This is a genomic window from Micromonospora sp. NPDC049282 (assembly GCF_043197045.1).
GTDB lineage: Bacteria > Actinomycetota > Actinomycetes > Mycobacteriales > Micromonosporaceae > Micromonospora.
Genome location: NZ_JBICSL010000019.1, coordinates 71,762 through 97,326, shown reverse-complemented (window position 1 = coordinate 97,326; position 25,565 = coordinate 71,762). Strand labels below are relative to the sequence as shown.

Annotated in this window: 19 protein-coding genes; 13 read left to right on the top strand and 6 right to left on the bottom strand. The window is 70.2% G+C overall.

Going from position 1 to position 25,565, the window contains the following annotated elements; translation table 11 throughout:
• The first annotated feature begins 172 nt into the window (after window positions 1-172).
• The 4 genes from ACGFI2_RS25735 to ACGFI2_RS25720 all read left to right on the top strand — a co-directional run bounded on the left by ACGFI2_RS25735 (window position 173) and on the right by ACGFI2_RS25720 (window position 5,350).
• Window positions 173-1,825 carry an Ig-like domain-containing protein gene (locus ACGFI2_RS25735; RefSeq protein WP_393521527.1) on the top strand — a complete coding sequence of 551 codons (1,653 nt, stop codon included), beginning with the start codon at window positions 173-175 and terminating at the stop codon, window positions 1,823-1,825.
• A gap of 377 nt (window positions 1,826-2,202) precedes the next feature.
• Window positions 2,203-3,459, top strand: coding sequence for an ABC transporter substrate-binding protein (locus ACGFI2_RS25730; RefSeq protein ID WP_393521525.1), 1,257 nt, complete (start codon window positions 2,203-2,205; stop codon window positions 3,457-3,459).
• Window positions 3,460-3,530: 71 nt separating this feature from the next.
• Complete coding sequence (locus ACGFI2_RS25725) at window positions 3,531-4,484, top strand: carbohydrate ABC transporter permease (protein ID WP_393521565.1); 954 nt, start codon at window positions 3,531-3,533, stop codon at window positions 4,482-4,484.
• Window positions 4,481-5,350: a carbohydrate ABC transporter permease gene (locus tag ACGFI2_RS25720; protein WP_393521523.1), complete on the top strand. Its 870-nt coding sequence runs from the start codon at window positions 4,481-4,483 to the stop codon at window positions 5,348-5,350. Before ACGFI2_RS25725 ends, ACGFI2_RS25720 begins: the two co-directional genes overlap by 4 nt.
• A gap of 17 nt (window positions 5,351-5,367) precedes the next feature.
• Here ACGFI2_RS25720 and ACGFI2_RS25715 read toward each other — a convergent pair whose 3' ends face one another.
• On the bottom strand, window positions 5,368-6,906 hold the full coding sequence (locus ACGFI2_RS25715; RefSeq protein ID WP_393521521.1) for a glycoside hydrolase family 43 protein: 1,539 nt from the start codon (window positions 6,904-6,906) through the stop codon (window positions 5,368-5,370).
• A gap of 116 nt (window positions 6,907-7,022) precedes the next feature.
• Here ACGFI2_RS25715 and ACGFI2_RS25710 point away from each other — a divergent pair, with 116 nt between their 5' ends.
• From ACGFI2_RS25710 to ACGFI2_RS25700, 3 genes are all read left to right on the top strand, one after another.
• Complete coding sequence (locus ACGFI2_RS25710; protein WP_393521519.1) at window positions 7,023-8,696, top strand: CocE/NonD family hydrolase; 1,674 nt, start codon at window positions 7,023-7,025, stop codon at window positions 8,694-8,696.
• Between the two features lie 45 nt (window positions 8,697-8,741).
• Window positions 8,742-10,706 carry a right-handed parallel beta-helix repeat-containing protein gene (locus ACGFI2_RS25705; protein ID WP_393521517.1) on the top strand — a complete coding sequence of 655 codons (1,965 nt, stop codon included), beginning with the start codon at window positions 8,742-8,744 and terminating at the stop codon, window positions 10,704-10,706.
• Window positions 10,707-10,769: 63 nt separating this feature from the next.
• Window positions 10,770-11,435: a Type 1 glutamine amidotransferase-like domain-containing protein gene (locus ACGFI2_RS25700; protein ID WP_393521515.1), complete on the top strand. Its 666-nt coding sequence runs from the start codon at window positions 10,770-10,772 to the stop codon at window positions 11,433-11,435.
• 46 nt (window positions 11,436-11,481) lie between these two features.
• On the opposite strand, the gene ACGFI2_RS25695 is transcribed toward ACGFI2_RS25700, so the two are convergent.
• Entirely contained in the window at window positions 11,482-11,871 is a 390-nt protein-coding gene (locus ACGFI2_RS25695) for a hypothetical protein (RefSeq protein WP_393521513.1), read from the bottom strand.
• A 292-nt stretch (window positions 11,872-12,163) separates the two neighbouring features.
• Here ACGFI2_RS25695 and ACGFI2_RS25690 point away from each other — a divergent pair, with 292 nt between their 5' ends.
• A complete protein-coding gene (locus ACGFI2_RS25690; RefSeq protein ID WP_393521511.1) occupies window positions 12,164-13,663 on the top strand; it encodes a family 43 glycosylhydrolase in 1,500 nt (499 codons plus the stop codon).
• 284 nt (window positions 13,664-13,947) lie between these two features.
• Window positions 13,948-14,775 carry an SAM-dependent methyltransferase gene (locus tag ACGFI2_RS25685; RefSeq protein ID WP_393521509.1) on the top strand — a complete coding sequence of 276 codons (828 nt, stop codon included), beginning with the start codon at window positions 13,948-13,950 and terminating at the stop codon, window positions 14,773-14,775.
• Window positions 14,776-14,964: 189 nt separating this feature from the next.
• Here the strand turns inward: ACGFI2_RS25685 and ACGFI2_RS25680 are convergent, their stop codons facing one another.
• The 3 genes from ACGFI2_RS25680 to ACGFI2_RS25670 form a co-directional block, all read right to left on the bottom strand.
• Window positions 14,965-16,797 carry a VWD domain-containing protein gene (locus ACGFI2_RS25680; protein ID WP_393521507.1) on the bottom strand — a complete coding sequence of 611 codons (1,833 nt, stop codon included), beginning with the start codon at window positions 16,795-16,797 and terminating at the stop codon, window positions 14,965-14,967.
• Between the two features lie 232 nt (window positions 16,798-17,029).
• The gene (locus tag ACGFI2_RS25675) at window positions 17,030-18,109 is read right to left on the bottom strand and encodes a hypothetical protein (RefSeq protein ID WP_393521505.1); all 1,080 of its coding nucleotides are present in this window, start codon (window positions 18,107-18,109) and stop codon (window positions 17,030-17,032) included.
• Window positions 18,106-19,434, bottom strand: coding sequence for a toll/interleukin-1 receptor domain-containing protein (locus tag ACGFI2_RS25670; protein ID WP_393521503.1), 1,329 nt, complete (start codon window positions 19,432-19,434; stop codon window positions 18,106-18,108). Before ACGFI2_RS25670 ends, ACGFI2_RS25675 begins: the two co-directional genes overlap by 4 nt.
• Window positions 19,435-19,677: 243 nt before the next feature.
• On the opposite strand from ACGFI2_RS25670, the gene ACGFI2_RS25665 reads away from it, so the two are divergent.
• The 4 genes from ACGFI2_RS25665 (at window position 19,678) to ACGFI2_RS25650 (ending at window position 24,358) form a co-directional block, all read left to right on the top strand.
• On the top strand, window positions 19,678-20,394 hold the full coding sequence (locus tag ACGFI2_RS25665; RefSeq protein ID WP_393521501.1) for an SCO2525 family SAM-dependent methyltransferase: 717 nt from the start codon (window positions 19,678-19,680) through the stop codon (window positions 20,392-20,394).
• A gap of 231 nt (window positions 20,395-20,625) precedes the next feature.
• A complete protein-coding gene (locus ACGFI2_RS25660) occupies window positions 20,626-22,467 on the top strand; it encodes an SCO2524 family protein (protein WP_393521499.1) in 1,842 nt (613 codons plus the stop codon).
• The gene (locus tag ACGFI2_RS25655; protein ID WP_393521497.1) at window positions 22,467-23,396 is read left to right on the top strand and encodes an SCO2523 family variant P-loop protein; all 930 of its coding nucleotides are present in this window, start codon (window positions 22,467-22,469) and stop codon (window positions 23,394-23,396) included. The genes ACGFI2_RS25660 and ACGFI2_RS25655 overlap by 1 nt, the downstream gene beginning before the upstream one ends.
• On the top strand, window positions 23,381-24,358 hold the full coding sequence (locus ACGFI2_RS25650; protein ID WP_393521495.1) for an SCO2522 family protein: 978 nt from the start codon (window positions 23,381-23,383) through the stop codon (window positions 24,356-24,358). Before ACGFI2_RS25655 ends, ACGFI2_RS25650 begins: the two co-directional genes overlap by 16 nt.
• 6 nt (window positions 24,359-24,364) lie before the next feature.
• Here ACGFI2_RS25650 and ACGFI2_RS25645 read toward each other — a convergent pair whose 3' ends face one another.
• Window positions 24,365-25,348 carry an SCO2521 family protein gene (locus ACGFI2_RS25645; protein WP_393521493.1) on the bottom strand — a complete coding sequence of 328 codons (984 nt, stop codon included), beginning with the start codon at window positions 25,346-25,348 and terminating at the stop codon, window positions 24,365-24,367.
• Window positions 25,349-25,565 lie beyond the last annotated feature (217 nt).

The following is a 25,565-nucleotide window of genomic DNA, read 5'->3' as shown; positions in this document are numbered from 1 at the left end:
TGTGCCCGGATCTCGGCTCTGCCTCATGATGCCACGCCACGCGCCCTCCTTCGTGGACGGCCGCACAGTGGGGTCCACGCTGCCGGCTGCCCGGCGGGCATCGCGGTATTGACAGACCGCGCCCCGACCGCCGAGGCTGTATCGAGCGACGTCTATCAACAAATGCGGGGGCATGATGCGACGCAGGATCTTCGCGCTGGCCACGGCCGCCGCGGTCGTCGTCGGCGGGGCCATGACGACGGTGCTGCCGCCGGCCTACGCCGCGACGGCGTGCACGGTGGACTACAAGATCACCCGGGAGTGGTCCACCGGCTTCTGGGCCGAGCTCACCGTCACCAACCTGGGTTCTCCCGTCACCGACTGGGGGCTGCGGTTCCGGCAGGCCAACGGCCAGGTGATCACCATGGGCCTCGACCGACTGCCGGACGGATACACGCTCGGCAGCGGCGAGTTGTACCCGATAACCACGCTCCGCCCACCGGCGGGGTCCACGCTGCCGACCGGCGCCTCGGTGACGGTGCGGTTCGGCGGAAACTACCGGGGCGCGGACCCCGAGCCGACCGACTGGCTGTTGAGCGGCCAGCCGTGCAACGTGGACGTCACCAGCCCGCCCCCCTCGTCGCCGCCGGCCGCCTCGGGGAGCCCACAGCCCAGCCCCAGCCTCAGCCCCAGCCCACTGCCGGGCGGGCCGTCGGTGGCGCTCACCTCGCCCCTGCCCGACGACTTCTTCGCCGCGCCGGGCGTCATCCCGATCCGTGCGGAGGCCACGGCGGCGGCCGGCCGGCGGATCGAGCGGGTCGAGTTCCGGGAGCGCGGCACGTTGCTCGCCGTGGACACCACCGCGCCGTACGCGTTCGACTGGCGCGGCGTGCCGCCGAACAGCGGTACCCGCGTCACCGCCACCGCCTACGACAGCAGCGGCGCCCAGGCCACCGCCGAGGTCCGCGGTGTCCGGGTGCTCCCGCCGCCGGCACCCGGCGCCGCACCCGCACTGAAGGCATTCGGCAACGGCATCCGCACGGTCACGGCCGACCCGAGGCCGTACCGGCCACGCGGAATCATCCGGTCGGCCGGGCCCGACGAGTGCGCGTGGGGACCGATCCGTTGGGACGGCCCGGTCGACGACGCGTCCGTAGGCGCGCTGCGGGCCCGCGGCGTCAACGCGGTGCGGCTCGTGTTGAGCGACGCCTGCTACGTCTACACCGGCAGCCCTACCGACAGGCAGAACCGCGTCGGCTACCTCGACGAGGTGGCCCGGTACGTCGACCGGCTCGTCCGGGCCGGCATCACACCCGTCGTGTCGCTGCGCCAGAGCGACGATCTCGCCGCCCGCTCTTTCTGGAGCGCGGCGGCGGAGGTGTTCGGCGACGACAACGCGGTGGTCTTCGACATCTCGCCCTACAACTTCCCGGCGGCCGGCGGCACCGATCCCGCGGCGGTCTGGACCTGCTGGCGCGACGGCGGTTCCGCGTGCCTGGGCACCAGCCTGCCGAACTTCGGCGTGCAGGAGCAGATCCGCCTGCTTCGCGTCCGAGGCTCGTTCAACCTGGTCCTCGCCGCCGGGATCGACGGTGGCAACGACCTGCGCCGGTGGCTGGAATACCGCCCGGCCGACCCGGACGGCCGCAGCGTGGCCGCCGCCTGGCGCGTCGACGGCCGCTCGGCCTGCGCCACGCCGGCCTGCTGGCAGTCCACCCTGCTCCCGGTCGCCGCCCAGGTGCCGCTGATCGCTACCGACGTCAGCGCCGGCGCGGCGGCGCCGACGTTCGTGCCGCGGACGGTCGCCTGGCTCGACCAGCACGGTATCGGCCACCTGCGCCGGTGACCGGGGGAGGGTAAGCACCCCGGCAGCCGGCCAGGTGAGCTACCTACAAGAGAGCCGCTGGTGGCGTCCTTCGCGCGGAGTCGGGCTACCTGCTCCGAAAGTTTCGGCGCTGTGCCGGTCGGGAAGCCGCCCTGCCGTCCGGCGCTCGTGCTGGCAGCGAGGTCGTTGACGGATGACGGGGCTCTTAGTAGCCTCAGCGCACCGAATCATGGCATGTAAATATCTCGATAACTTTCGGAGGCGACGATCTCGCCGACGACGGGACCGCGGCGGCCATCGTCGGCTTCTGCCCGCGTGTCCCCGCTGGCGAGAACCCGTCGCCCTGATTCGCCGCGGTCACCCGACCACCGCCGCTCACGATCACCGATGGAGGGCCGTTGAAACGCGTCCGGACCACCGTAGCCGTCTTCGCCACCGCCGCGCTCCTCCTTGCCGGCTGTGGCGGATCAGATGGCAAGTCCGACTCGAAGACCTTCGAGTTCTGGTCGTTTGCCAACATCAACCAGAAGGCCGACGTCGACGTCTACACCAAGGCGCACCCGGATGTGCGCGTCAAGCTCACCGAGGTGGGCAGCACGACCGAGACCGCGCAGGCGCTCACCGCCGCGCTGGCCGGTGGCAAGGTGCCCGACCTGGTGCTGATCCAGGCCGACGACCTGCCGAAGTTCATGCAGTCGTCGGACAACTTCGTCGACCTCACCACGCTCGGCGCGAACGACATCAAGGGCAACTACCTCGACTGGGTGATGGCACAGTCGACGACCGGGGACGGCAAGATCATCGGGGTGCCGACCGACGTCGGCGGCTTGGCGGTCGCCTACCGTACGGATCTGTTCAAGGCGGCCGGCCTGCCCACCGACCGGGAAGAGGTCGCCAAGCTCTGGCCGACGTGGGACGAGTTCATCAACGTCGGCAGGAACTACGTCCAGAAGACCGGGAAACCGTTCGTGGACAACACGCCGACAAGCGTCTTCTTCCAGGCGGTCAACCAGGGCAGCCAGCGCTACTACAGCGCCGACCGCAAGCTGGACTACGACAACGAGCAGGTCAAGGCCGCGTTCGACGTGACGCTGAAGGCCTTCACCGCGGGTATCTCCGCCAAGCAGGGGTCGTTCTCGTCCGGCTGGACCGCGGCCATGAAGAAGGGCGACTACGCGGTGGTGTGCTCGCCGTCCTGGATGCTCAGCCAGATGAAGACGAACGCTCCCGAGACGAACGGCAAGTGGGACATCGCCACCATTCCCGGGGGTTCGGGGAACTGGGGCGGCAGTTTCCTCGCCATCCCCAAGCGCGCCAAGAACGCGAAGGCGGCGTGGAACTACATCTCCGAAATGCAGTCGCCGAAGGGGCAGTTGGACCACTTCCTGATGCAGGGGTCGCTGCCCACCACGCCGTCGGTCTACACGGACCCGCAGTTGGTCGGAAAGACCGACCCGTTCTTCAGCAACGCGCCGATCGGCAAGATCTACACCCAGTCGGTGCTGGGGATCAAGCCCTTCTACTTCGGTCCGCAGGACGGCCCCGTCGGCACCGAGTTCCTTAACACGCTCACCAGCGTCGAGCAGGGCAAGGTGAATCCGGCGAACGCCTGGGAAACCGCGTTGAAAAACGTCAAGAACGCCGTACGCGAATGACGGAGGGCTGAGGCGCGGCGGCCGGGCCCTGCCCGGCTGCCGCCCATCGGGAGGGTGATGCTTTGACCACCATGCTCGGCCCGGCCACGGCCGCACCGGACGTCCGGGGACCCGTTCGCAACCGGCGAATCCGGCAGGGCGCACGGGAGTTCCTGGCGCCGTACGCGTACATCTCGCCGTTCTTCGTGCTGTTCCTGATCTTCGGCCTGTTCCCGTTGCTGTTCACCTTCTACATCTCGCTGTTCGACTGGGACCCCATCGGCGAGCACCGCTTCGTGGGGTTGGACAACTTCGCCGAACTCCTGCACGACCCGCGCTTCTGGGGGGCGCTGCGGAACACGTTCAGCATCTGGTTGCTGTCGACGGTGCCGCAGTTGCTCCTGGCGCTCGGCCTGGCGCACCTGCTCAACCACGCGCGGCTGCGGCTGGCCGCGTTGTTCCGGATGTCGGTGCTCGTTCCCTACGTCACCTCGGTGGCAGCCACCACGATCGTCTTCGCCCAGATGTTCGACCGGGACTACGGCATGATCAACTGGTTCCTCGGGCTGCTGGGCTTCGAGCACATCGACTTCACGGCGTCGCTTTGGGGCAGCCACATCATGATCGCCACGATGATCGCCTGGCGCTGGACCGGATACAACACACTGCTGTACCTCGCCGCGCTACAGGCGGTTCCCCGGGAGCTGTACGAGGCCGCCGCCGCCGACGGTGCGAACGGCTGGAAACAGTTCCTGCACATCAGCATCCCCTCGTTGCGGCCGATCATCGTGTTCACCGTCGTGACGTCGACGATCGGCGGGCTGCAGGTCTTCACCGAGCCGCTGCTGGCCAACCCGGTGGGCGGACTCACGTGCGGGGCGGCGCGGCAGTGCCAGACCGTCACCCTCTACCTCTACGAGCAGTCCTTCGGGCAGTTCCACTTCGGCTACGGCGCGGCGGTCGGCGTCGCGCTCTTCGTCATCGTGGTGGCCTTCTCCGGACTCAACTATCTGCTGACCACCCGCATCCGGTCGGAGCGCCCATGAAGCCCGCACCCTCGACCGCCGCACCCACGCGGGCCCGGCGGCGCCCGGCCAACCGCGTCCCGCTCCCGGTGTACGCGCTGCTCACCCTCATGGCGCTGCTCAGCGTCTTTCCGCTCTACTGGATGTTCGTGGTGGCGACGACGGACTCCGCCACCGCGACGACCCTCCCCCCGACGCTCACACCCGGCGGCAACTTCCTGCACCTGGCGGAGCTGGTCTTCACCATCGTGCCGTTCGTGCAGTCCCTGCTCAACAGCGTCATCGTGGCCACCACGATCGCGGTGGGCCAGGCGGTGCTCTGCGCGTTGGCCGGCTTCGCCTTCGCCAAGCTGTCCTTCCCGGGCCGCAACACGCTGTTCCTCATCGTCGTGCTGACCATGACGGTGCCGGCGCAGTTGGCCGTGGTGCCGCAGTACCTGATCATCTCCGAGCTGAACTGGGTCGACAGTCTTCAGGCGGTGATCGTTCCGGGGCTGGTCAGCGCGTTCGGCATCTTCTGGATGCGCCAGCACATCGGTAACGTCATCAACGACGAGCTGATGCAGGCGGCGCGGGTGGACGGCGCGACCACCTGGCAGATCTTCTGGCGGATAGCCTTCCCGCTGGTCCGCCCGGCGGCGTACGTACTGGGGCTGTTCACGTTCGTCTACGCGTGGAACGACTTCCTGTGGCCGTTCATCGTGTTGAAGTCGCCGGAGAACTACACCGTCCAGATCGCCATCAAGGCACTGCAGCAGAACCGGGACATCGATCTGGGCCTGGCCATGTCCGGCTCCTTCCTGGCCACCATTCCGCTGCTGGTGTTGTTCGTCTTCGTCGGACGCCGTCTGGTGCAGGGAATCATGGAAGGCGCGTTCAAGGGGTGAGGTCCCCTGCCGTCTCGTCAGCCGGCCGCCCGGTAGTCGAACCAGTCGAACCTGGCGGTTCCCTCGGTGACGTACATGCCGATGACCCGTCCGGTGAACCCGGAGGCGACCTCGGTGGACAGGTAGCGCCCGTCGAGCTCCGCCAGGGACGACCAGCCGTCTCCGGTCTCGACCTCGAACCTGATCGTGTCACTGCCGGCAGCGATGACGCCCACGAGGCCCGCCTCTGCGAGACCGTCGGACGAGGTGACCGTCGGGGGCAGCACGTCGGCGGTCCGGATGCTCAGTGCCACGGTCACCGCCCCCGCCGGCACGGGACACTCCCCGAACACCTGACGGAACGGCCCGACCCGGCCGATGACCCGAGCCTGTCCCCGGGCGAGTTCCAGGTCGTAATGGTGGGCCTCGTCGATCCTGATCGTCAGGCCGGCGCGGCCGGAGCCGGGATCGACGCGGGCGCTGACCCGGCAGTCGTGGTGCTGCTGGCGGCGGCCGACGACGGTGGCGCCGCTCCGGTCGAGACTGTCGCCGGTCGCGTGCAGGGTCAGCCAGCCGGGCCGGTCGGTCAACGACCAGACCGAGGCGGGCCGGCTACGGGGCGAGATCCACTGTGCCCCCAGCCGCTTCTCGTCGAAGTCGTCCCGGTCGTCCCACCGGCTCGTCCTCGCCGAGTCGATCTCGGACGAGACAGGATCGACCACCGGCCACCCGTCGATCCAGCGCACCGGCACCAGGAACGTCTCCCGCCCCAGTATGTGGTAGGGCGGCCAGTGGCCCCTGGGCCGGATGCCCAGCAGGACCATCCACCAGCTGCCGTCAGCGGCCTCCACCATGTCGGCATGTCCGGTCGCCTGCACCGGCCGGTCGGTACCGCGATGCGTCAGGATCGGATTGGCCGGCCCGGGCTGGAACGGCCCGCGCGGCGAGCGCGCGCGGGCGACGCTCACCGCGTGGCCGGTGTGGGTGCCACCCTCCGAGACGAGCAGGTACCACCAGTCGCCGACCCGGTACAGATGCGGCGCCTCGGGGTACTGGCCACCCGTGCCCGACCACATCGGCACCGGCCCTTCGAGGACCTCTCCCGTACGTGGGTCGATCCGGTACGACTCGACCCCGGACACCGTCATCCAGCAGTTGCCGTCGTCGTCCCACGCCAGCGACGGGTCCACGTGGGGCAGGTCCAGGTAGACCGGATCCGACCATGGGCCGGCGGGATCGGTCGCCGTGACGATCAGGTGCCGACCCAGCGTGACGTTCGTCGTGACGACCCAGAACCGGTCGTCGTGGTAGCGGATCGTCGGCGCGTAGATGCCCCGCGAGGCCGGCGTGTCGGCGGGCAACCGAAGCTGACCGGCGCGGTCGAGCACATTGCCGATCTGGCGCCAGCTGAACAGGTCCCGACTGTGAAAGATCGGGACACCGGGCATGTACTCGAAGCTCGAGCAGACGAGGTAGTAGTCGTCACCGGCGCGACAGATACTCGGATCGGGCCAGAAGCCCGGGAGGATCGGGTTGCGGTGGCTGAGGGAATCACCGCACGCAGGCTCCGGTTCCATGTCCGCTCCTTCTCGCACGATCACCACGACGGCACAAGTGTCGATGTCGCGACCCGCCTCGGGCAAGCCGCGGGCGCTCGACGTCGCGAACTCGGCACCGGAACCGAGGACGAGTGATGACGAGCCTCCGCCGCCTCCTGTCCGGCCGGCTCCGGCGCGCCCGTCGCGACGCGGCCACGGAGCCCACGTACGCCTTCACCGTGCGGCGCAGGCTGCGCGTGCCGATGGACGACGGCGTCGAGCTGCTCGCCGACCTCTACCTGCCGGTCGGCGCGGCGGGACCGCCGTTGCCCACTGTCGTCGTCCGCTCGCCGTACGGCCGGCACGGCTCGCTCACCCACGCGCCGGCGCTGGCCGGCGAGGGGTTCACGGTTCTGGTGCAGAGCTGCCGCGGTACGGGCGGCTCCGGTGGCAGCTTCCGGCCCCAGCTCGACGAGCAGCGCGACGGCATGGCCACCCACCGGTGGGTACGCCGCCAGCCGTGGTTCACCGGCACTGTCGCGACGTACGGGGAGAGCTACCTCGGCTACACCCAGTGGGCCGTGGCGGGACGGATGTGCCGGGACGATCCCGGTAACGCCCCGGACGCCCTGTGCCTGAACGTCACGATGGCCGACTTCGGCGCGGTCACCTGGAACAACGGCGCCTTCTCGCTGGGCGGCTCGCTCGGCTGGTCGCGCCTGATGGCCCTGCGCGGCATGCGCGGCGCCCTGGTCAGGGCGCGGCTCGCGCGGCGGCCGGACCGGAAGCTGGCCGAAGCCTTCGACGTCCTGCCCCTGTCCCGCGGCGACACCGCGGTGGCCGGCCACCCGATCAGTTGGTACCAGGACTGGCTGGCCCACGAGAAGCTCTCCGACGACTACTGGGCCCGGCAGTCGCACACCGCGTCGGTGCCCGACGTCACCGCACCCGTGTACCTGGCCACCGGCTGGTACGACATCTTCCTTCCCTGGCAGTTGCGCAACTACGCCCAACTCGCCGCGGCCGGTCGCCCACCGCGGCTCACCGTCGGCCCGTGGGGCCACAGCAGCGATCAGAGTCCGTTTCTCGCCGAGTCGATCGCGTTCCTCAAGGAACACTTCGCCGGTACGCCCTCGGCCCGGCCGGCGCCCGTGCGCGCCTTCCTCACCGGCGCGGAACAGTGGCGCGAGCTACCCGCGTGGCCACCGCCGGGCACCGCCGCGCGGCGGTGGTACCTGCATCCGCACGGGCTGCTCGACGCGGCCGTCCCCGACGGGGGCAGCACCCGCTACACCTACGATCCCGACCAGCCCACACCCGCACTCGGTGGTCCCGGCCCGGGCCCGGCCCCCGGACCGGTCGACAACAGCGCCCACGAACGCCGTGCGGACGTGGTCGTCTTCCGCAGTCCACCGCTGGCTCACGCTGTCGTCCTCGCCGGGGAGCCGATCGCCCATGTCCGGTTCCGCTCGACGGCAGCCAGCGCGGACGTGTTCGTCCGGATCTGCGACGTGCACCCCGACGGCCGCTCCCTGAGCGTCTGCGACGGCATCCGCCGCATCGGCGGCGTCGGCACCGCGGCTACCGACCCGCGGCCCGACGAGGACGGCTTCGTCGAGCTGGACGTGCCGCTGTGGCCGGCGTTCCACCGGTTCGCCGCCGGCCATCGCATCGCCGTGCAGGTCAGCTCCGGAGCGCATCCGCGCTACGCCCGCAATCCGGGCAGCGGCGAACCCGCCGCCACCGCGGCCACCACGGTACGGGCGCAGCAGGAGATCTCCCACGACGGCGCCCACCCGTCCCGGATCGATCTACCGGTGTGGACGTGACCGGGCGCGAACGTGTCGAACCACTCGTCTAGGAGGGCTCCCCGGATGGCATCCGTGTTCCATGTGGCGATAACCGGTTCGGATCGCGCCGACGGCTGCGCCGAGCGGCCGTTCCGGACGATCAACCGGGCGGCCGGCGTCGCGCAGCCCGGTGACACGGTGACGGTGCACGCGGGGGAGTACCGCGAGTGGGTGAAGCCGCGCCGTGGCGGTCTCAGCGACTCCCGCCGCATCACCTACGAACCGGCGCCCGGCGAGCACGTGGTGATCAAGGGATCGGAACGCGTCACGGGCTGGGAGCCGCTCGGCGGGACGGTATGGCGGGCGGTCGTCGACAACGCGCTGTTCGGCTCGTTCAACCCGTTCGCCGAGGAGGTGGCCGGCGACTGGATCGTGTCCGGCAAGGGTGCGCCACGCAGGCACCTCGGCGACGTCTACCTGAACGGCCTGAGCTTCTTCGAGGTGGCAAGCCGGGCGGAGGTCGACGATCCGCCCCGGCGCACCGAGGTCGTCGACGACTGGACCAGGGTGACCCACCCGGTCGCCGATCCCGACCAGACCCAGCTCGTCTGGTATGCCGAGGTCGCAGAGCAGACGACGATCTGGGCCAACTTCCAGGGCGCCGACCCGAACACGGAACTGGTCGAGATCAACGTACGCCGCAGCGTCTTCTACCCGGAACAGCCGCACCTGGACTACATCACGGTCCGTGGCTTCGAGCTGGCGCACGCGGCCAGCCCGTGGGCGCCGCCGACTGCCGACCAGCCGGGCCTGATCGGGCCCAACTGGGCGAAGGGGTGGGTCATCGAGGACAACGTGATCCACGACGCCAAGTGCGCGGCGATCTCGATCGGGAAGGAGGGATCGACCGGGCAGAACCACTCGGCTCTCCGCGGTGACAAGCCGGGCTACCAGTACCAGTTGGAGTCGGTCTTCGCGGCCCGCCAGATCGGGTGGGACCGGGAGCACATCGGCTCGCACGTGATCCGCCGCAACACGATCTACGACTGCGGCCAGAACGCGATAGTGGGTCACCTCGGATGCGCGTTCTCCACGATCGAGGACAACCACATCCACGGCATCGGCGTGAAGCGCGAGTTCTACGGGTACGAGATCGCCGGCATCAAACTGCACGCCGCCATCGACGTGGTGATCCGGCACAACCGGATCCACGGCTGCTCGCTCGGCACCTGGCTGGACTGGCAGGCGCAGGGAACCCGGCTCTCACGCAACGTCTACCACGACAACTGCCGGGACCTCTTCGTCGAGGTCAGCCACGGCCCCTACCTGGTGGAACACAACATCTTCGGCTCGCCCGCCTCGCTGGAGCTGTTCAGCCAGGGAGGCGCCTTCGTCCACAACCTGATCTGTGGCACGTTGCGGCTGGAGCCGGTGCTGGACCGCGCCACGCCGTATCACCGGCCGCACAGCACCCAGGTCGCCGGCTACGCGGTGATCTACGGCGGCGACGACAGGTACGTGGGGAACCTCTTCCTGGGCGGCGACCCGGGCGCGGCGTACGGGGCGGGCGCGGAGGGCGAGGGGCCACCGCTGGCCGGCACCGCCGGATATGACGGCCATCCCGCGTCGTTCGAGGAGTACCTGGCCCGCCTCGCCGACCAGCCGCCCAGCGACCAGCAGAAGTACGTCGAGGTGAAACAACCGGTGTACGCCCGCGCGAACGCCTACGCCGCGGGCGCCCGGCCGTTCGAGGGTGAGCGTGAGCCGTCGGTACTGGGTGCCGCGACAGCGACCGTTGTCGACGAGGATGACGCGGTCTGGCTCGTCACCGATCTCCCCGCAGCGTTCGACGAGGCCCGTGTCGGTGTGGTCACCGGCCGGGATCTGGAACGGGTCCGTTGCGCCGACGCGGAGTTCGAGGAGGTGGACGGCAGCCCGGCGGTCATGGACATCGACCTGTCGGGCGCACCCCGGCGACCCGGACGAGACGGCGCCGTCGGCCCGATCGCGGGCCTTCGGTCCGGGGCGCGCCGCACGCGCGTCTTCTGACGACGGACGCGCTCCGTACGATCATCAGGCGCGTCACCTTCCGCTGACGGGTTTGGAGGCACGTTGAAGCTCTTGCTGACGTCCGGCGGGGTCACGAACCCCAGCATCCACTCGGCGCTCCTGGAGCTTCTCGGTAAGCCGGCCTCCGAGTGCCGCGCCCTTTGCATCCCGACGGCGCAGTGGGGTCACCCGATGTGCGGACCGACATCGGTGCGGGGCTTGGTGGCCGCCGAGCCCGCGGCCGATTGGCAGTACCTGACCGGCCTGGGTTGGGCCTCGCTCGGGGTCCTCGAGCTCACGGCGCTGCCCAGCATCGGCGCGGAGCGGTGGATTCCCTGGGTCCGGGAGACCGATGTGCTGCTCGTCGACGGCGGCGACGCGACATACCTGTGTCACTGGATGCGAGAGTCCGGGCTTGCCGATCTGCTGCCCTCATTGCCCGACACCGTCTGGGTGGGGGTGAGCGCGGGAAGCATGGTGATGACGCCCCGGATCGGCGCGTACTTCGTCGAATGGACGTCGGCGCCGGACGACCAGACGTTGGGGGTCGTCGACTTCGCGATCTTCCCGCACCTGAATCTCTTCCCGACGAACACCCTGGCCGACGCCGAGCGGTGGGCGGCCGACATCGGCGTCCCGGCCTACGCCATCGACGAACAGACGGCCATCAAGGTCGTCGACGGCTCCGTCGAAGTGATTTCTGAAGGACAGTGGACGAAGTTCGGGTGATCGTCACCTCGGCGGCCGTCCGGATCTGCCGACGGAACCGCTCCGGTCAGCCGCCCGGACAGCGGGTGTCACCGCCGCTGTGTTCCACGCAGTGCCCCGGCGGTCCGGGCGTCGTCGCTGCCGGCGCCGGGGCGAGGTCCCGGCCGGCGAGCACGGCGAACGGTACGGCGGGCACGGCGATCACGATGGCCAGCACCAGGAAGACGACCGCGGTCCGGACCAGCCGCAGCCGGTACGCGACGAGCGCGATGAGGGCCGGTCCGACGGTCGCCACCGACGCGGCGACCAGCAGGGCCAGGCTCGCCCGACGCTTGAGGTCCGCGAACTCGCCGGGCTGGTCGCCGTAGCTGACGCTCCACTGCTGCAGGCCGATGCCCGCCCACCACATGGCCGTCGCGATCAGCCCGCAGACCCAGACGAGGACCAGGAATCCCACGATCGGGCCACCCCGTCGACCTGTGCCGACCGCCTCAGACGTCATGCGCTCCAGCCTGGCTGGCCCGGCCCGGCCGGGCATGAGTCGGCGTACTCAGCTGTGCTCGGCGAGGGCCCGGACGCGACGGCCACCCGCGCACGACGACCGGCGGGCAAGGGCTCCCGCTTCGGTACGCCTTGACAGGCGTCGATGTTAACGCGAACATTCCAACCAGCGCGCGGGAGGTGTCGATGGCAGCGGATCCGCACGCCCGCCGCCACCGACCGAAGATCTCGCCGACCCGGGAGGGCGCATGCCGCTTCGACACCTTCTCCGCACAGCCGACCGCCCGGCGCTCGCCGCCGCCCCGGTCCGCCGGCGCCTGCGGCCGATCCTGGCCGCGGTGCTCGCCGTGCTCGCCGTGTCGGCCGGTCTGCCGGTGGCCGGGCCCGCGCAGGCCGCACCCCCGGTGAACTACACCAACCCGCTGGTGAATCAGCGGGCCGACCCGCACATCGTCAAGCACACCGATGGCTACTACTACATGACGGCGACGGTGCCGCAGTACGACCGGATCGTGCTCCGACGGGCCACCACCCTGCAAGGACTGGCCACCGCCGCGGAGACGACGATCTGGCGCCGGCACACCAGCGGGGAGATGGGCGCCCACATCTGGGCTCCGGAGATCCACTTCATCAACGACAGGTGGTACGTCTACTTCGCCGCCGGACGGGCCGACGACGTGTGGCGGATCCGGATGTACGTGCTGGAGAACTCGAGCGGGAACCCGATGTCCGGCTCGTGGACCGAACGCGGCCGCATCACCACGCCCTGGGACACGTTCAGCCTGGACGCCTCGACGTTCGTGGTCAACGGGACGCGGTACCTGACCTGGGCCCAGCAGGAGCCCGGCATCGCCACCAACTCCAACGTCTACCTCGCCCGGCTGGGCGCCAACCCGTGGCAGATCACCGGCCCGGTGACCCGGCTGGTGGTGCCGACGTACGACTGGGAGACCCGGGGTTACCGGGTCGCCGAAGGCCCGGCGGTGATCCAGCGCGACGGCCGGGTGTTCCTCACCTACTCGGCCAGCGCCACGGACGCCAACTACTGCCTCGGCCTGCTGAGCGCCTCCGCCGGCGCGAACCTGCTCGACGCCGCCGCCTGGCGCAAAAGCCCGACCCCGGTGTTCACCAGCAACGCGGCCACGGGCCAGTACGGCCCCGGACACAACTCCTTCACCGTGTCCGAGGACGGGCTGAGCGACATCCTGGTCTACCACGACCGCAACTACCGGGACATCATCGGTGACCCGCTCAACGACCCGAACCGCCGGACCCGGATCCAGAAGCTCTACTGGAACGCCGACGGCAACCCGAACTTCGGCATCCCGGTGGCCGACGGGGTCACGCCGGTCCGGCTGCGGGCACACGACCTGACCGCCGGCTACGTTCGCCACTACGACTATCGCGCCCGGGTCGAGCCGAACGTGACCAACCTGGCCGACTCGCAGTTCCGTATCGTTCCCGGTCTCGCCGGCGGGGGGACCGTGTCGCTGGAGTCGGCCAACTTCCCCGGGTACTTCCTGCGCCACCGTGACTTCGCCCTCCGGGTCGAGCGGGACGACGGATCGGCCCTGTTCGACGGCGATGCGAGCTTCCACCGGCAGAGCGGCCTGGCCGACGACGCCGGATTTTCCCTGGAGTCGCAGAACTTCCCCGGACGATACGTGCGTCACCGCGACGGTCTGCTCTACGTGGAGACGGTCACCTCAAGTGCCGACCGCGCCTCGGCCACCTTCCACCTCGAGTAGTGACCGGGTGATTCCGCGCTGACCAGCCTGCCTACCCGCCACCTCGCCAGACCCTCGTGCCGGGCCTGGCGTGGCGGCCTCGGTGGCCCAGGACGCCGGAGCGCCCCGTTCGGCCCGACACGCCGGTCACCGCCATCCGGCGTGCCTGCTGGTCGCGGGCCTGATCCGCTGGGAGCGATACCAACGGGGCGACAGTCCACACGGTCCGGTCGCTACACTCCCGGACAAGGCCCGGAACAGCCCACAGAGCCCGGTGCGCCGACTCGAATCGGATGGAGATGCCGTTGACCCGCGACAAGGCCGCACCCCCCGGAATCGACCGCACTGTTCCCAGCGTGGCCCGGGTCTACGACTACTTCCTGGGCGGCAAGGACAACTTCGAGGTCGACCGGAAGGTCGCCGAGCACGCCCTGCGGATCACTCCGGACGGGCCGGCCGCCGGCCAGGCGAACCGGGCCTTCCTGCGCCGGGTGATCCGGTTCCTCGTCACCGAGGCCGGCATCGACCAGTTCCTCGACATCGGGTCCGGACTGCCCACCCAGGGCAACGTGCACGAGGTCGCCACCGAGCACAACCCGAACGCCCGGGTGGTGTACGTGGACAACGACCCGATCGTCCTGACGCACGGGCGGGCCCTGCTCGCCGCGGAGGGCACCGCGACGGTGATCCAGGCCGACATCCGGCGACCGCAGGAGATCCTCCACGATCCGGACGCCCGCCGGTTCCTCGACTTCGACCGGCCGATCGGGTTGTTGCTCTTCGCGATCCTGCACCACCTCGGCGACGACGAGGAGCCGCGAGCGGTGTCGACGGAGTTGATCGACGCGCTGCCGTCGGGCAGTTACGTGGCGATCTCGCATTTCCGTGATCCGGGTGAGCGGGACCCGGAAGGCTCCCGTAAGGCCCGCGAGGTCGAGCGGGTCTTCAACGAGTCGCTGGGCACCGGTCGCTGGCGCACCGACGAGGAGATCCTCTCCTTCGCCGATGGGCTGACGGTGCTGGAGCCGGGGCTGGTGCCGCTGGCCGAGTGGCGTCCGGATCCGGGCACGCCCGCGCCGAAGCAGACCGACACCTACCACACCTTCGTCGGACTGCTTGCCCGCAAACCGTAGTCCGTCGCGAGGCAACCCCGATCACCTGGTCGTCAGGCGCCGGCACACACCACTCGGGCCGGCGCGCGACCTGCTGACGGCGGGGCGGGTCCCGCGCCGTACCAGACGGCGCGGGACCACGTGCGGGCCTTGGCGGGCGCCGGGGGCGGCCCGTGGCGCGGGGCCGCTCCCGGGTGCCGTCGCTACCGGTTACCGGTTGCCGTCGACGACCGGCGGCACCAGGCCGACGTACGTCAGGGCGGCCCGGCCGCCGACGACCGCGACGTCGAGCGTGCAGGCGTCGAGCCACTCCTGCCGCACCTTGTACTGCAGGCAGGTGGCCTCCGCCCGCTTGCGGAGATCCTCGTTGAGGTCGCGGGCGAAGAACGGCGCGGACGGGCTGCCCGAGGAGACCGCGCCGCAGGGAGCGAGCAGGGTCCGGATCGGGGCGACCCGCCAACTGGCGCCGAACCGCTGGTAGAGGTCGTCGAAGGAGAGCGGGACGGCGAACTGGGTGCCGTCCTTGGCGGCGAGCCGCTTGGGATCACCGTCGGGGTTGCCGAGCAGGCCGACCACCGGTGTCGGATACGTGCCGAGGCCGACCGTCACGTCGATGTAGCCGCTGTTGACCGTCACCCGGATGCTGTTGCCGCCGGCGTCGGTCACCACGTAGACGTTGCCGGTGCGGTGGATGTCCACCCCGGACGGCAGGTGCAGCGCACCGCCGGGGACGACGTCCCTGGTCCGGCCGTCCACCACGAGGGCCTGCCCGTCGCAGAGCGCCACCTTGGTGCTGCCCATCCGCGTCGCGACGGAGCGGTCGACGGAGGCGTTGGGCCAGGTCGGCGCTCCGGACGCCTTGCGGGTCTGCACCTCGAAACCGCTACCGGCCTGCGCCTCGACGAAGTCGCCCGAGGCCTGGAAGTCGTACAGCAGGCCGGCGAACGTGTGTTGGTGGGTGTCCCCGATGACGGAGGCCGCCGCGCAGTTCGTCGCCGCGCCGCCCGCGGTGTTCTCCACGAAGACCACGGCCGGGCCGGGCGCGGTGGCGGCCGGCGCGGGGGAGCCGAAGTTCAGGTTGTTGGTCTCGCCGGTGAAGCCCTCGGCCGCGCAGATCGGGGCGGCGGTGCCGCCGTAGGTGATCCTCGTCCGGACGTTCAGCGACGCGCCCGCGTTGAAGGTGGCGGCGCCTCCGCCGTCGCTGTTGCCGCCGTAGCCGAACACGTTGAACTCGGACTTGGTCCAACCGGCCGCCGCGTTGACCGAGTTGGAGCCCGCCGCCGTGTACGCCGTCGCCCCGACGAACAGGGTGGCGCTGTCACTGGTCGCGCTGACCGTGCCGGTCAGCCGCAGCGCCCCCAGGTTGGTGATCGGCTGGTTGGGCACGGCGGTCGCGCCCGGGCTGTTGCGATAGCAGTAGATGTCGGGGTCGCCGGTGAACGAGAACTGGGTCCAGCCGCCGGCCGGGCAGGCCGCGTTGTACTGGAGCAGCCAGTACTGGATGAACACCTGGCCGCTGGAGCCGTTGTTGGCGTAGACGAACTGCTCCCAGCCCCGGCATCCCGCGTTGGGTGACCCGGCGCAGGCCGTGCTGGCGAAGAAGTCGGTGTTGATCTGGAGGGTGTAGGCGTCCGCGACGGGCGGACCGGCGTTGGCGATGGGTGAGCTCTCGCTCGTCACGTTCACGATGTTCTCGAACGTGCCGGACGACTCGGAGATGAATCCGCTCGGCGCCTGGGCGGAGATGTCGTTGCCGTTACCCACCACCAGTGGGCGGATGCTGCGCTTGGGAGTCATCGGGATCGCCGGCGCGGAGACGCAGTCGGACCGCTGCCAGGCCAGTCGCGGATAGTCGGCGGTGAAGCATCCCTTCGCCGACGGGTGCGGGACGGTCGTGATCTCCGTCTGCCACGCCTTCAGGCTCGCGGACGAGGGCGCCGCGTTCGCCGTCGCGGCCGATCCGCCCACCGCGATCAGCACCGCCAGCGCCGTGACGCCGGTCAGTCTGCGGGTCGCCCCGCGTGTTCGAGCAAATAGCCCCATCGCCGTTCCATTCACTAGCCGGCAGTGACGTCGCCGGACAGGGAAAGGCAACCATCGATGAGCGCCTGGAGACTCTTTGTGACGGCGTTGTGACAGGGCGGGAATGTTCGCCATCGGAATCGCGCCGGGCGCCGTCGCCTGGCCGCCAGTGTCCGGGCCCGGACAGCGTCCACCGTCCCGCGTCGGCCCGCCGGATGATGGGGTGGCGCCGACGTCCCGTTGCGGGGGCACGTCAGGGTGCTGCCCTGCCGTCAGTGGTGGTGGCGTCGACAGGCTGGGTCCGGACCACGTCGGTGCCGCGTAGCTTGGTCAGCACGGCGTCGAAGGCGAGCCCGGCCGCGAACCCGACCGGCACGACGAAATATCCGAGTCGAGCGGCGCTGTCTCCCTGGAGCAGATTCGGGTTGGTGGTGAGCTGCGCCGCGAGGAACAGCACCGCGGACAGTCCACCGGCGGCAGCGCCGAACACGGCGGCACGCAGCCACTCGCCCACCTCGTCGAAGACGTTGCGGATCAGTGCGCCGGACATCGCCGCGCACAGCGGTCCGAAGACCAGCAGCGTCACCGCCGCCCAGGTGCCGGGGCGCCACGCGGTGGCCGCGGGCAGCGCCGCGAGGCCGGCCGTCAGGAGGACCAGCGCGGACAGCAGACTCCAGGCGCGGCGGCGGGTCTCGGCCGCTGCCTGACGCCGCACCTGTTCCTGCTCGCTCAGGCGCCGCTCGTGTTGTCGTAGCAGTGACCCGACGATCGCCTCTGCTGAGCCGGGACGCCACGTCGACACCATCGCTGACAGGTCCTCCTCGGACGCGGCGTCCGGCTCGCCGTGCATGCGATGCCAGGCCTTCTCCGCGGCGCCCCCGAACGTGCCGACAGGCGCGACCGCTGCTCGCCGGGACAGCGCGATCAGCCCGGCGATGAACGTCGACCGGCCGCCGCCGATGAGCAGAGTCGCATCGACGTGCAACAGCACGCGGTAGAACGAGACCTCCCAGTCCGGGGTGGGCTCGGGTCGGGTGTCGAAGAGTTCGGGGTGGGCGCGCGCCTCGGGGAATTCGGTGGGGCCGGCCCGGTACGGGCCACGCACCTCGACGGACCCCGGCCTTGCCAGGCCGGATCGCACGTAGCCGCGCACCACGGCGGCCTCGATGAAGCCCTCGTCGCTGCTGAACACCACCAGCCCGCAGCCACGCTGGGCGAGTTCCCGCCCGATCTCCTCGGCAGCCCGGGCGGCCACCGCCACGTCCCGCAGAGGTGGATCGTAGGACCGCCCCGTCGCCAGACTGCCCACCACCGCAACCGTCGGCGCGCTCATGCCACCTCCCGGGCGATGCCGGCGACGATCTCGGACGGCGGCATCCGGGTGGCGCGCCGATATTCCAACTGGCTGAACAGGTCCACGCTCGCGTCGGCGAGCAGTACCGGAAATACCCGCATCCGACCGCTGAGAGCGGCGTCCATCATCCGTCGCCCTTCTTCCATGCAGTAGGAACTCGCGACATAGTTCGGCGACAGCAGTGGCACTCCGATCGCGGCTGTGGCCAGGCTCGCCAGCATGTGGTCGAGCCATTGCGCGCCGTGCGGTATCGCGGCCGGCTTCCGGTAGTCGAAGACCTCCTTGAAGGTGCTGCCGAGCTCGGCGCCGATCCGATCGGCGTACTCGCTGTCCTCGTTGGCGTAGCTGAGGAACACGAGGTGGTTCAGCTTGGCCGCCGACCGGAAATAGCGCTGCGCGTCGACCCGGTTGTCGATGAGACTGGGCTCGCCGACGACCTGTCCGATCCGTTCCTCCAACGCCGTCCGCAGGGCCTCCGGCTCGCTCCAGCGCACCACATCCTTTGTGTAGTGTGGGGCGAGTTCGCCGTACACCAGTTTCTCGGACGCGGCGTCCGGAGCGCCGTCCACCGGCCCGATCCGCAAGACCGGCATCCCGTGGCCCCGCAGGAACGCCACTGCCGCCACGGCCGACGGTTGGCTCGTGTCGACCAGCACCCAGTCGCACCGCCGCAGTCGCGCGATGAAGCTGCCGTCGATGGCGATGGGCCAGGGCAGTGCCTCCACCGCATAGTTGCACGCCTCGACGGCGGCTTCGACCGGGCCGCGCGCGGCGCTTGTCGGTGGCACGAGCAGGCCGACCGCGTCCGCGTCGCGCGCGGGCCGCTTCACCGGACGGTTGCCGATCGACCGGCAGAACGCGGCGAACTCGTCGCGAAGGTGCCGCCGCGCCGTCTCCATGCCGTGGCTGAGGATCTCCTGGGCCGAGTATCGGAGGCTGACGACGCCCGGCGGCCCGTACAGCCTGTTCCCGAACCGCCGGTCGATGAACAGAACCGACGGCTTGCGGTAACGCATCGCCATGTCGAGCTCCAGCTTGAAGTACCGGGTGGCCCGCATCAGATTCGTGGCCGGCGGATGCTCGAACGGATCGTCACTCAACGAGTAGATGCCGGCGAACATCTCGACGTCGCGGATCATGCGCTCCAGGCGAGTCGTGCTCGTCGCCCTCAGTCCTCGGTCGACCTCGAACTGAACGTCGGCGACCTGGTCGATCAGGTCGAAGAACTGCAGGTTCACCGCGGGTGACCGGTAGCGGTGGCTGAGGAACACCTTGACGTTGAGCCGGTCACCCGTGGCGGTCACCCGGTGACAATCGCAAGCACCGGTACGACCGTCAAGAACCTCAGGTCTTGTCCAAGGGGAGTGCCGCCACTTGCGGGCAACCATCGGGTTCGATAGACAATTGTCGTGCACTCTGCGCGCCGGAGCGACAACCGAGTGTGATCTGCTGAGACCGATGGAGGCACGTCCATGGCGTTGAGCCCGGCGGCCGGCGGTTGTGGCGATTCGTCCGCGTCATCCGCGCCGATCCCGTCCCCGAGGCCGGTGAACGCCGACGTCGAGTGGGACGGGTTCGACCCGCAGGCATACGTCCGGCACAACTACGCGGACCTGCGCTCCGACGACCGGGAGTTGCTCCGCCGGACCCGAGACTTCTTCGCCGACGCGAAGCTGGCCGAGGCGCGCTGTGTCGACGTCGGATCGGGCGCCAACCTCTACCCGGCCCTGACGCTCCTGCCGTTCGCGCACACCGTCGACCTGTGTGAGTGGTCCACGTCCAACGTGCGCTGGCTGCGTGCGCAGGTCGACGGCTACGACGAACTCTGGGACCCGTACTGGCAGGTCTGCGCCGAGCACCCGGCGTACGCGGCGCTGCCCGATCCGCGACGGCGTCTGGCGCAGGTCGCCCGGGTCTGCCGGACCAGCGTCTTCGACCTGCCGCGGCACACCTGGGACGCGGACACGATGTTCTTCGTGGCCTGCTCCATCTCGGCCGACCGGGCGGAGGCCGAACGCGCCGTCGCCCGGTTCCTGCGGGCGCTGCGCCCCGGCGCGCCCTTCGCCGTGGCGGTCATGCTCGGGTCCGCCGGCTACCGCGTCGGCCCGCGCTCCTTCCCGGCGGTGGCGCTGCAACGCGTCGAGGTGGTGGCCGGCATCGCGGCCGGCGCGTACGACGTGACGGTCCACGAGGAGCGGCCCCGACCGCCGTTGCGCGACGGATACCTGAGCATGCTGCTGGCCACCGGCCGCGCCCGCGGATAGCGCCGGTGCGCATCGCCAGCGTCGCCGGGTCGACGCCCCGGCCTGCCGGGGAGGGCCTCCGGTGTCACTTCCCGCGGGCTCGCCGACACGCGGCCGGCAGAGCGTCACCGGTGGCGCTCGACCGGCCCGTTACCATGACACCACACATCGGTGCCGGTCATCGTGGATCATCACGCGCACGGCAACACCAGCGGTTCCGAGTCGGCGACTACATGCAGACGGCGGTGGATCATGCGGATACAGCCGCGCCAGGAGATCCTCGACATCTGGCGGGCCACGGTGCGGAGCTGTTGGGAGAACGGTGAGTGGCACTGGGGCGGCCGAAGCGGTAGCAATTCCATCAGCGACGCCGAGCAGCTACTGATCTTGCTCCTTCCCGCGGCCAAGGTCCCCGTGCTGTCGCTCGACGACCCCGACCGTGCCGACGACGAGGTGATCGACGCCCTCAGCCCCATCGGTGGGGCGATCGAGATTCCCCGCCGGCTGGTCAGCGTCATGATCGACTACTTCCGGCGGTACGCCGCCGAGGACGGCACGCCCATCTTCAGCGGCGGCAGCTATCTCACCCCGACCGAGGGCGGCCCGGAACTCACCGAAGAACAACGGTCCCTGGACATCGTCGACTCGTTCGCCGTCTCCGTCACCCTCACGTTGGCGACGATCGGTTTCGTCAAGGTCTACCGCAGAGCCACCCAACGACGGGACCTGCTCGCGCAACTGGACGACCTGGAGGCGATGGCCGGCGTCCGGCTCACCGCCGCCATGGTGGGCCTGCTGCGCAGCTTCAGCACCTTCGTCTTCACCTCCGGCGACGAGTACGGCCGCCGGCTGTGCGACATGGTCAACCAGGACGAGCTGCCGCGCCGGGAACTCGTCGCGGCGCTGCGCGAGCAGTTGCGGGACACGATGGCCAGCCTGCGCAGCGTGGTCATCGGGTCCGGCCGGGTCACCGAAGACCTCGACAACAGCGAGATGCTCTTCGAGTGCGGCTGGTCGTGGGGCACCATCGCCGGCGCCGAGGAGGTGCCCACCACCGAGCCGATCGGCAGGCAACGCGACGGCTCGGCCGAGAACGCCCCCTACCTCTACTTCACGGTCATCGCGATGGACGCCATCGAGGACCTGAACTCCGAACGCACCCGCCTGCTCGGCCTGCTGAACGAGGAGCAACAGCGGCTGTCCCGGGCCCTGCAACTACGCTGGGAGCTGACCCGGACCTACTGGGCCACGGTGGCGACCTTCGGCAACCGGCGGCGGTGGCCCATCGAGGACATCCCGTGGCGCACGACCGACGGCGACCGCACCGACTACTACACCCTCCAGACGACGTCGCTGGCGGTCAAGGGGCTGCTCGCCGTCGGACGCGGCGGCGACGAGGAGCTCGGCCGGATCGCGGCGGTGCTGGTGGAACTGGCGCAGCGGGCACGGGTCACCCGTCGCGCGTCGCCCGGCGAGCCGGCGCTGCTCGTGCACGCCCCCGGCAAGCGGGTCATCCTCAACGACGACACGTCAAAGCCGATCATGACGTGGAACGTGAACGAGTTCTCCACCGTGCTGCTGCAGCGGGCGACCACCGTCGCCGGCCTGCTGAGCAACGCCCGGCGGCGCAGCGAACTGCTCGAGCTGGCCGACGAGGTGTGGGACCACCTACTGCTGCGCCGCATCCCCGACGGCCGGCACCGAGGGCTGTGGGACCACGCCGGCGGCGCCTTCCCCGGGCTGGCTGACAAACCGGACGCTCCTTCCTGGTACCTGACCGAGCGGGTGGTGCACGCGCTTGTCAACGCCGGTCAACTGCTCTGGGAACGGCCGTTCCCGCGCGCCGGCGGGCTCGCCGCGTACGCGCAGGACCTGATCGACGAGGCGGAGTACCTGTTCGACCGCGAGCTGATGCGCGGCACGTTCGCCGGCGAGGCGATGCAGCGCAGCATGCGCAGCATCCGGGCCAGCCTGCGGCGGGCGCAGCTGCTGGTGGACGAACGCCCGGGCACGGCGGCCGCCCTGGCGAACACGCTGCTGCTCCTGCTCAACGACGTCACCACCGGGCAGCAGAAGGCCAGCGAGGGGATCTGATGCTGGTCTTCGTCACGTCGCACAAGGGTGGCACCGGTCGCTCGGTGACCGCCGCGAACATCGCCTACCGCAGCGCCCTGTCCGGCCGCCCCACCTGCTACCTGGACTACGACTTCGGCTCGCCGACCGCCGGCATCACGTTCCAGATCCCGCACGCCGTCAACGGGGTGGAGGGCGCCGGGCCCAACGGCGGCGGCCTGCACCGCTACCTGCGCGGAGAGATCCCGTTCCCCGAACAGTTGGACGTCTGGAGCACCTCGGAGCGGGCCAGCCTGCGCCAGCGGCCCATCGGCTCGGGCCCGCTGGTGCTCCTGCCCGGCCAGCGCAACGGCAGCGAGTTCGGTTTCACCAACGACATCGCCAGGCGCTGCGCCGAGCTCTTCCTCCGGCTGGAGGAGGAGTTCGACCTGACGCTCGTCGACCTCAGCGCCGGCCGCTCGTACGCCAGCCAGATCGCGTTGGCCGCCACCGCGACACCCACCCTGCGCAAGGTGACCGCGCGCTGGTTGGTCTTCCATCGCTGGACCCCCCAGCACGTCACCGCGGCGGCGGATCTCGCCTTCGAGGCGGGCGGCATCCTCGCGATGGGCAAGGAGTACGGCCACGAGCCGGAGCGGCTGAGGGAGTCGCTGCGCTTCATCCGCACGGCCGTGATCGACTCCCGCGGCCCCGAGGTCGGCCACCTCGACCTCGCGCAGCAGGCATTCCTGCGCAAGTGCGACACGGAGCTGTCCGAGCTGGCCCGCCGCCGAGGCGTCGGGCGCACGACGTTGCTCGGCGCGGTGCCGCTGGACCCGTTGTTGCAGTGGCGGGAACAGCTCATCTCGGACCATGACGTACAAGCCAAGATCGCGAATGTGAAGACGGTGGACGCCATCGTGGATCTGACCGAGAAGCTCTTCGACGAGACCGCATGGGAAACCGTGTGATCGACGTGGATGTCAGGTTCCAGGAGGCAGCTGCGGTGCGTCGGACAGAGAGCGTGGCGTACTCACACTTGTCGGTCGAGTTGGGGCACTTCTACGCGGAGGATTTCGGCGCCGGCTGCCAGGAACTGCGGCGCAAATTCGCGCGCATCGCCGACTGGGCCCCGGCGATCCCGGCCCTGGCCCGCCAGGGTCTGCCGGCGGACCGCCCGCCGCGGATCAGCACCTGCTTCATGGTGGACGACTACTTCCACCGATTCGGCTCGCCACGCGAGGTCATTCCTCAGGTGCAGAGCGCGGCGGCGGAGCTCGGCCTGGTGCTGGACTACGTGGCCCGGGAGTCCAGCTTCGCCCGGCACGGCGGCGTCGAACTCGCCCAGATGGTGGTCGACACCCTCGTGGTGGAGCCACCCCGGCACACCACCGGGAGCCGACCTCCGCTCAGCGAGTCCGGATGGCTGTCCAACGGCATGCGCTCGCCCGGCTACGTGGACGCGCCGGCGATGACCCTGCCCCGCCCCTGGTCGCCGCCGGTCCAGTCCGGTGACCCCCGGCATTCCATCTTCGTCGACATAGAGCTGTGGTCCGGCGAGCCGAACACCCGGGTGTGGGCGTGCGCGCTGCTCGCGTCGGTCTGGCAGATGACCCGGCTGGGCGTGCTGCGACACGGTGGGCAGACCCTGATGCAACCGAGCCGGCTCACCGGCGAGCTACCCGCCGACTGGGACGAGTTGCCGGCGGTCGTCCAGCTCAACCCGACCGCCGCGCCGTTCTGCGCGTACCGCACCCTGACCCTCATGGACACCCAGTACCTGCCGGTCGAGCTGGCGGTACGGACCATCCTCGGCCAGGTGGCGGTACCGCCGGCGGTGGCGCAACAGGTCGCCCGGCGGGCCGGTGGCGAGGCCCTGCACCTGCCCGGCGAACTCGTCGACCGACTGAGTTACGTGTTCATCGGCGGGTGAGCGCGGTCAGCGCGGGCACGGTTGGTCGACCGACATGCGGCCCGCCAGGTCGCGCAGCAGCGCCATGTTGCCCACGCTGATCTGATCCCGGATCCAGTTCACCGAGGAGTGCCACTGCCGGCTGAATCCGGGCACCTGCTCCAACCGGTCCCAGATCGGCCGCAGCCGCGGGTTGACCCGCGCGCCGGGCAACCACAGGTGCAGCAGGTGCTCCAGCACGGGACGCAACCGCTCGACGTGCTCCTGCCCGGAGGACGACCGGGTGACGGCGGCCTCCACCAGGGAGGAGAGCATGGTCAGCAGCCAGTCGTGCAACGCGAGATCCTCGCAGAGGCCGGCCACCGCCGCCGGCAGGTCCTGCGGGGCGAGGACCAGTTCGACCGTACGCAGGGTCGGGGAGTCCACGGTGACGACGGCCGAGACCTCCCGGTCCGGCTGCTGGCCCACCTGCGCGGTCCAGCGCAGCCGGGTACGCGCCGCGCGCAGCGGCGGACGGCGGTCCAGCAGGTCGGACATCTGCACCCCGTCGAGCACCCGTCCGGTGATCGCCTCCAGGTTCAGCACGTCCGCCTCGTTGCCGTGCAGGAAACCCGCGGTCAGGTCGGCGCTGTTCAGCTTGCCGACCGTCTCCAGGACGCCCGGGTGGGCCAGGTAGTGCGACCACGGCTGGCGACGTGCGCCGGCGACGACCTGGATGACCGACGACGCCTGCACGATCCGGCCGCCGGTGATGATGGCCCGGGTGACCACGGCGCCCACCCCCCGCAACTGCCGCCGCTTGGCGCTGGGCAGCCAGCAGTCCACGCCGGTGCGCACGTCGGGTGAGACCGCGTAGAGCGACGGGCGGCGGGAGGTCAGCACCGCCTCGCCCTCGACCAGGCTGAGCACCTCCGAACTCTGCTCCTGAGCCAGCGCCGTGCTGTGCTGCAGCAGGTTGGTGTGCACCTCACCGATCGTGATCATGGCCGCCTCCGCATCGATGCCGTCCACCCGCAATCATCCTGCGGAATGTGACCCCCGCCGATTCACTCTCGTCGTGACCCGCGCCGACACCGAGTCGAGTGAGGAAGTCCGACTCCCGCGGCATCGGGATTCGGCCCGCGGATCGGCACCTGCCCTGGGGGCATCATAGGCCCGGCAACGACGGGAATCCCATGCGCGGCAAAGCGGTGCGAGGCGTTCGCCGGGCGTACGAACGTGACGTCGG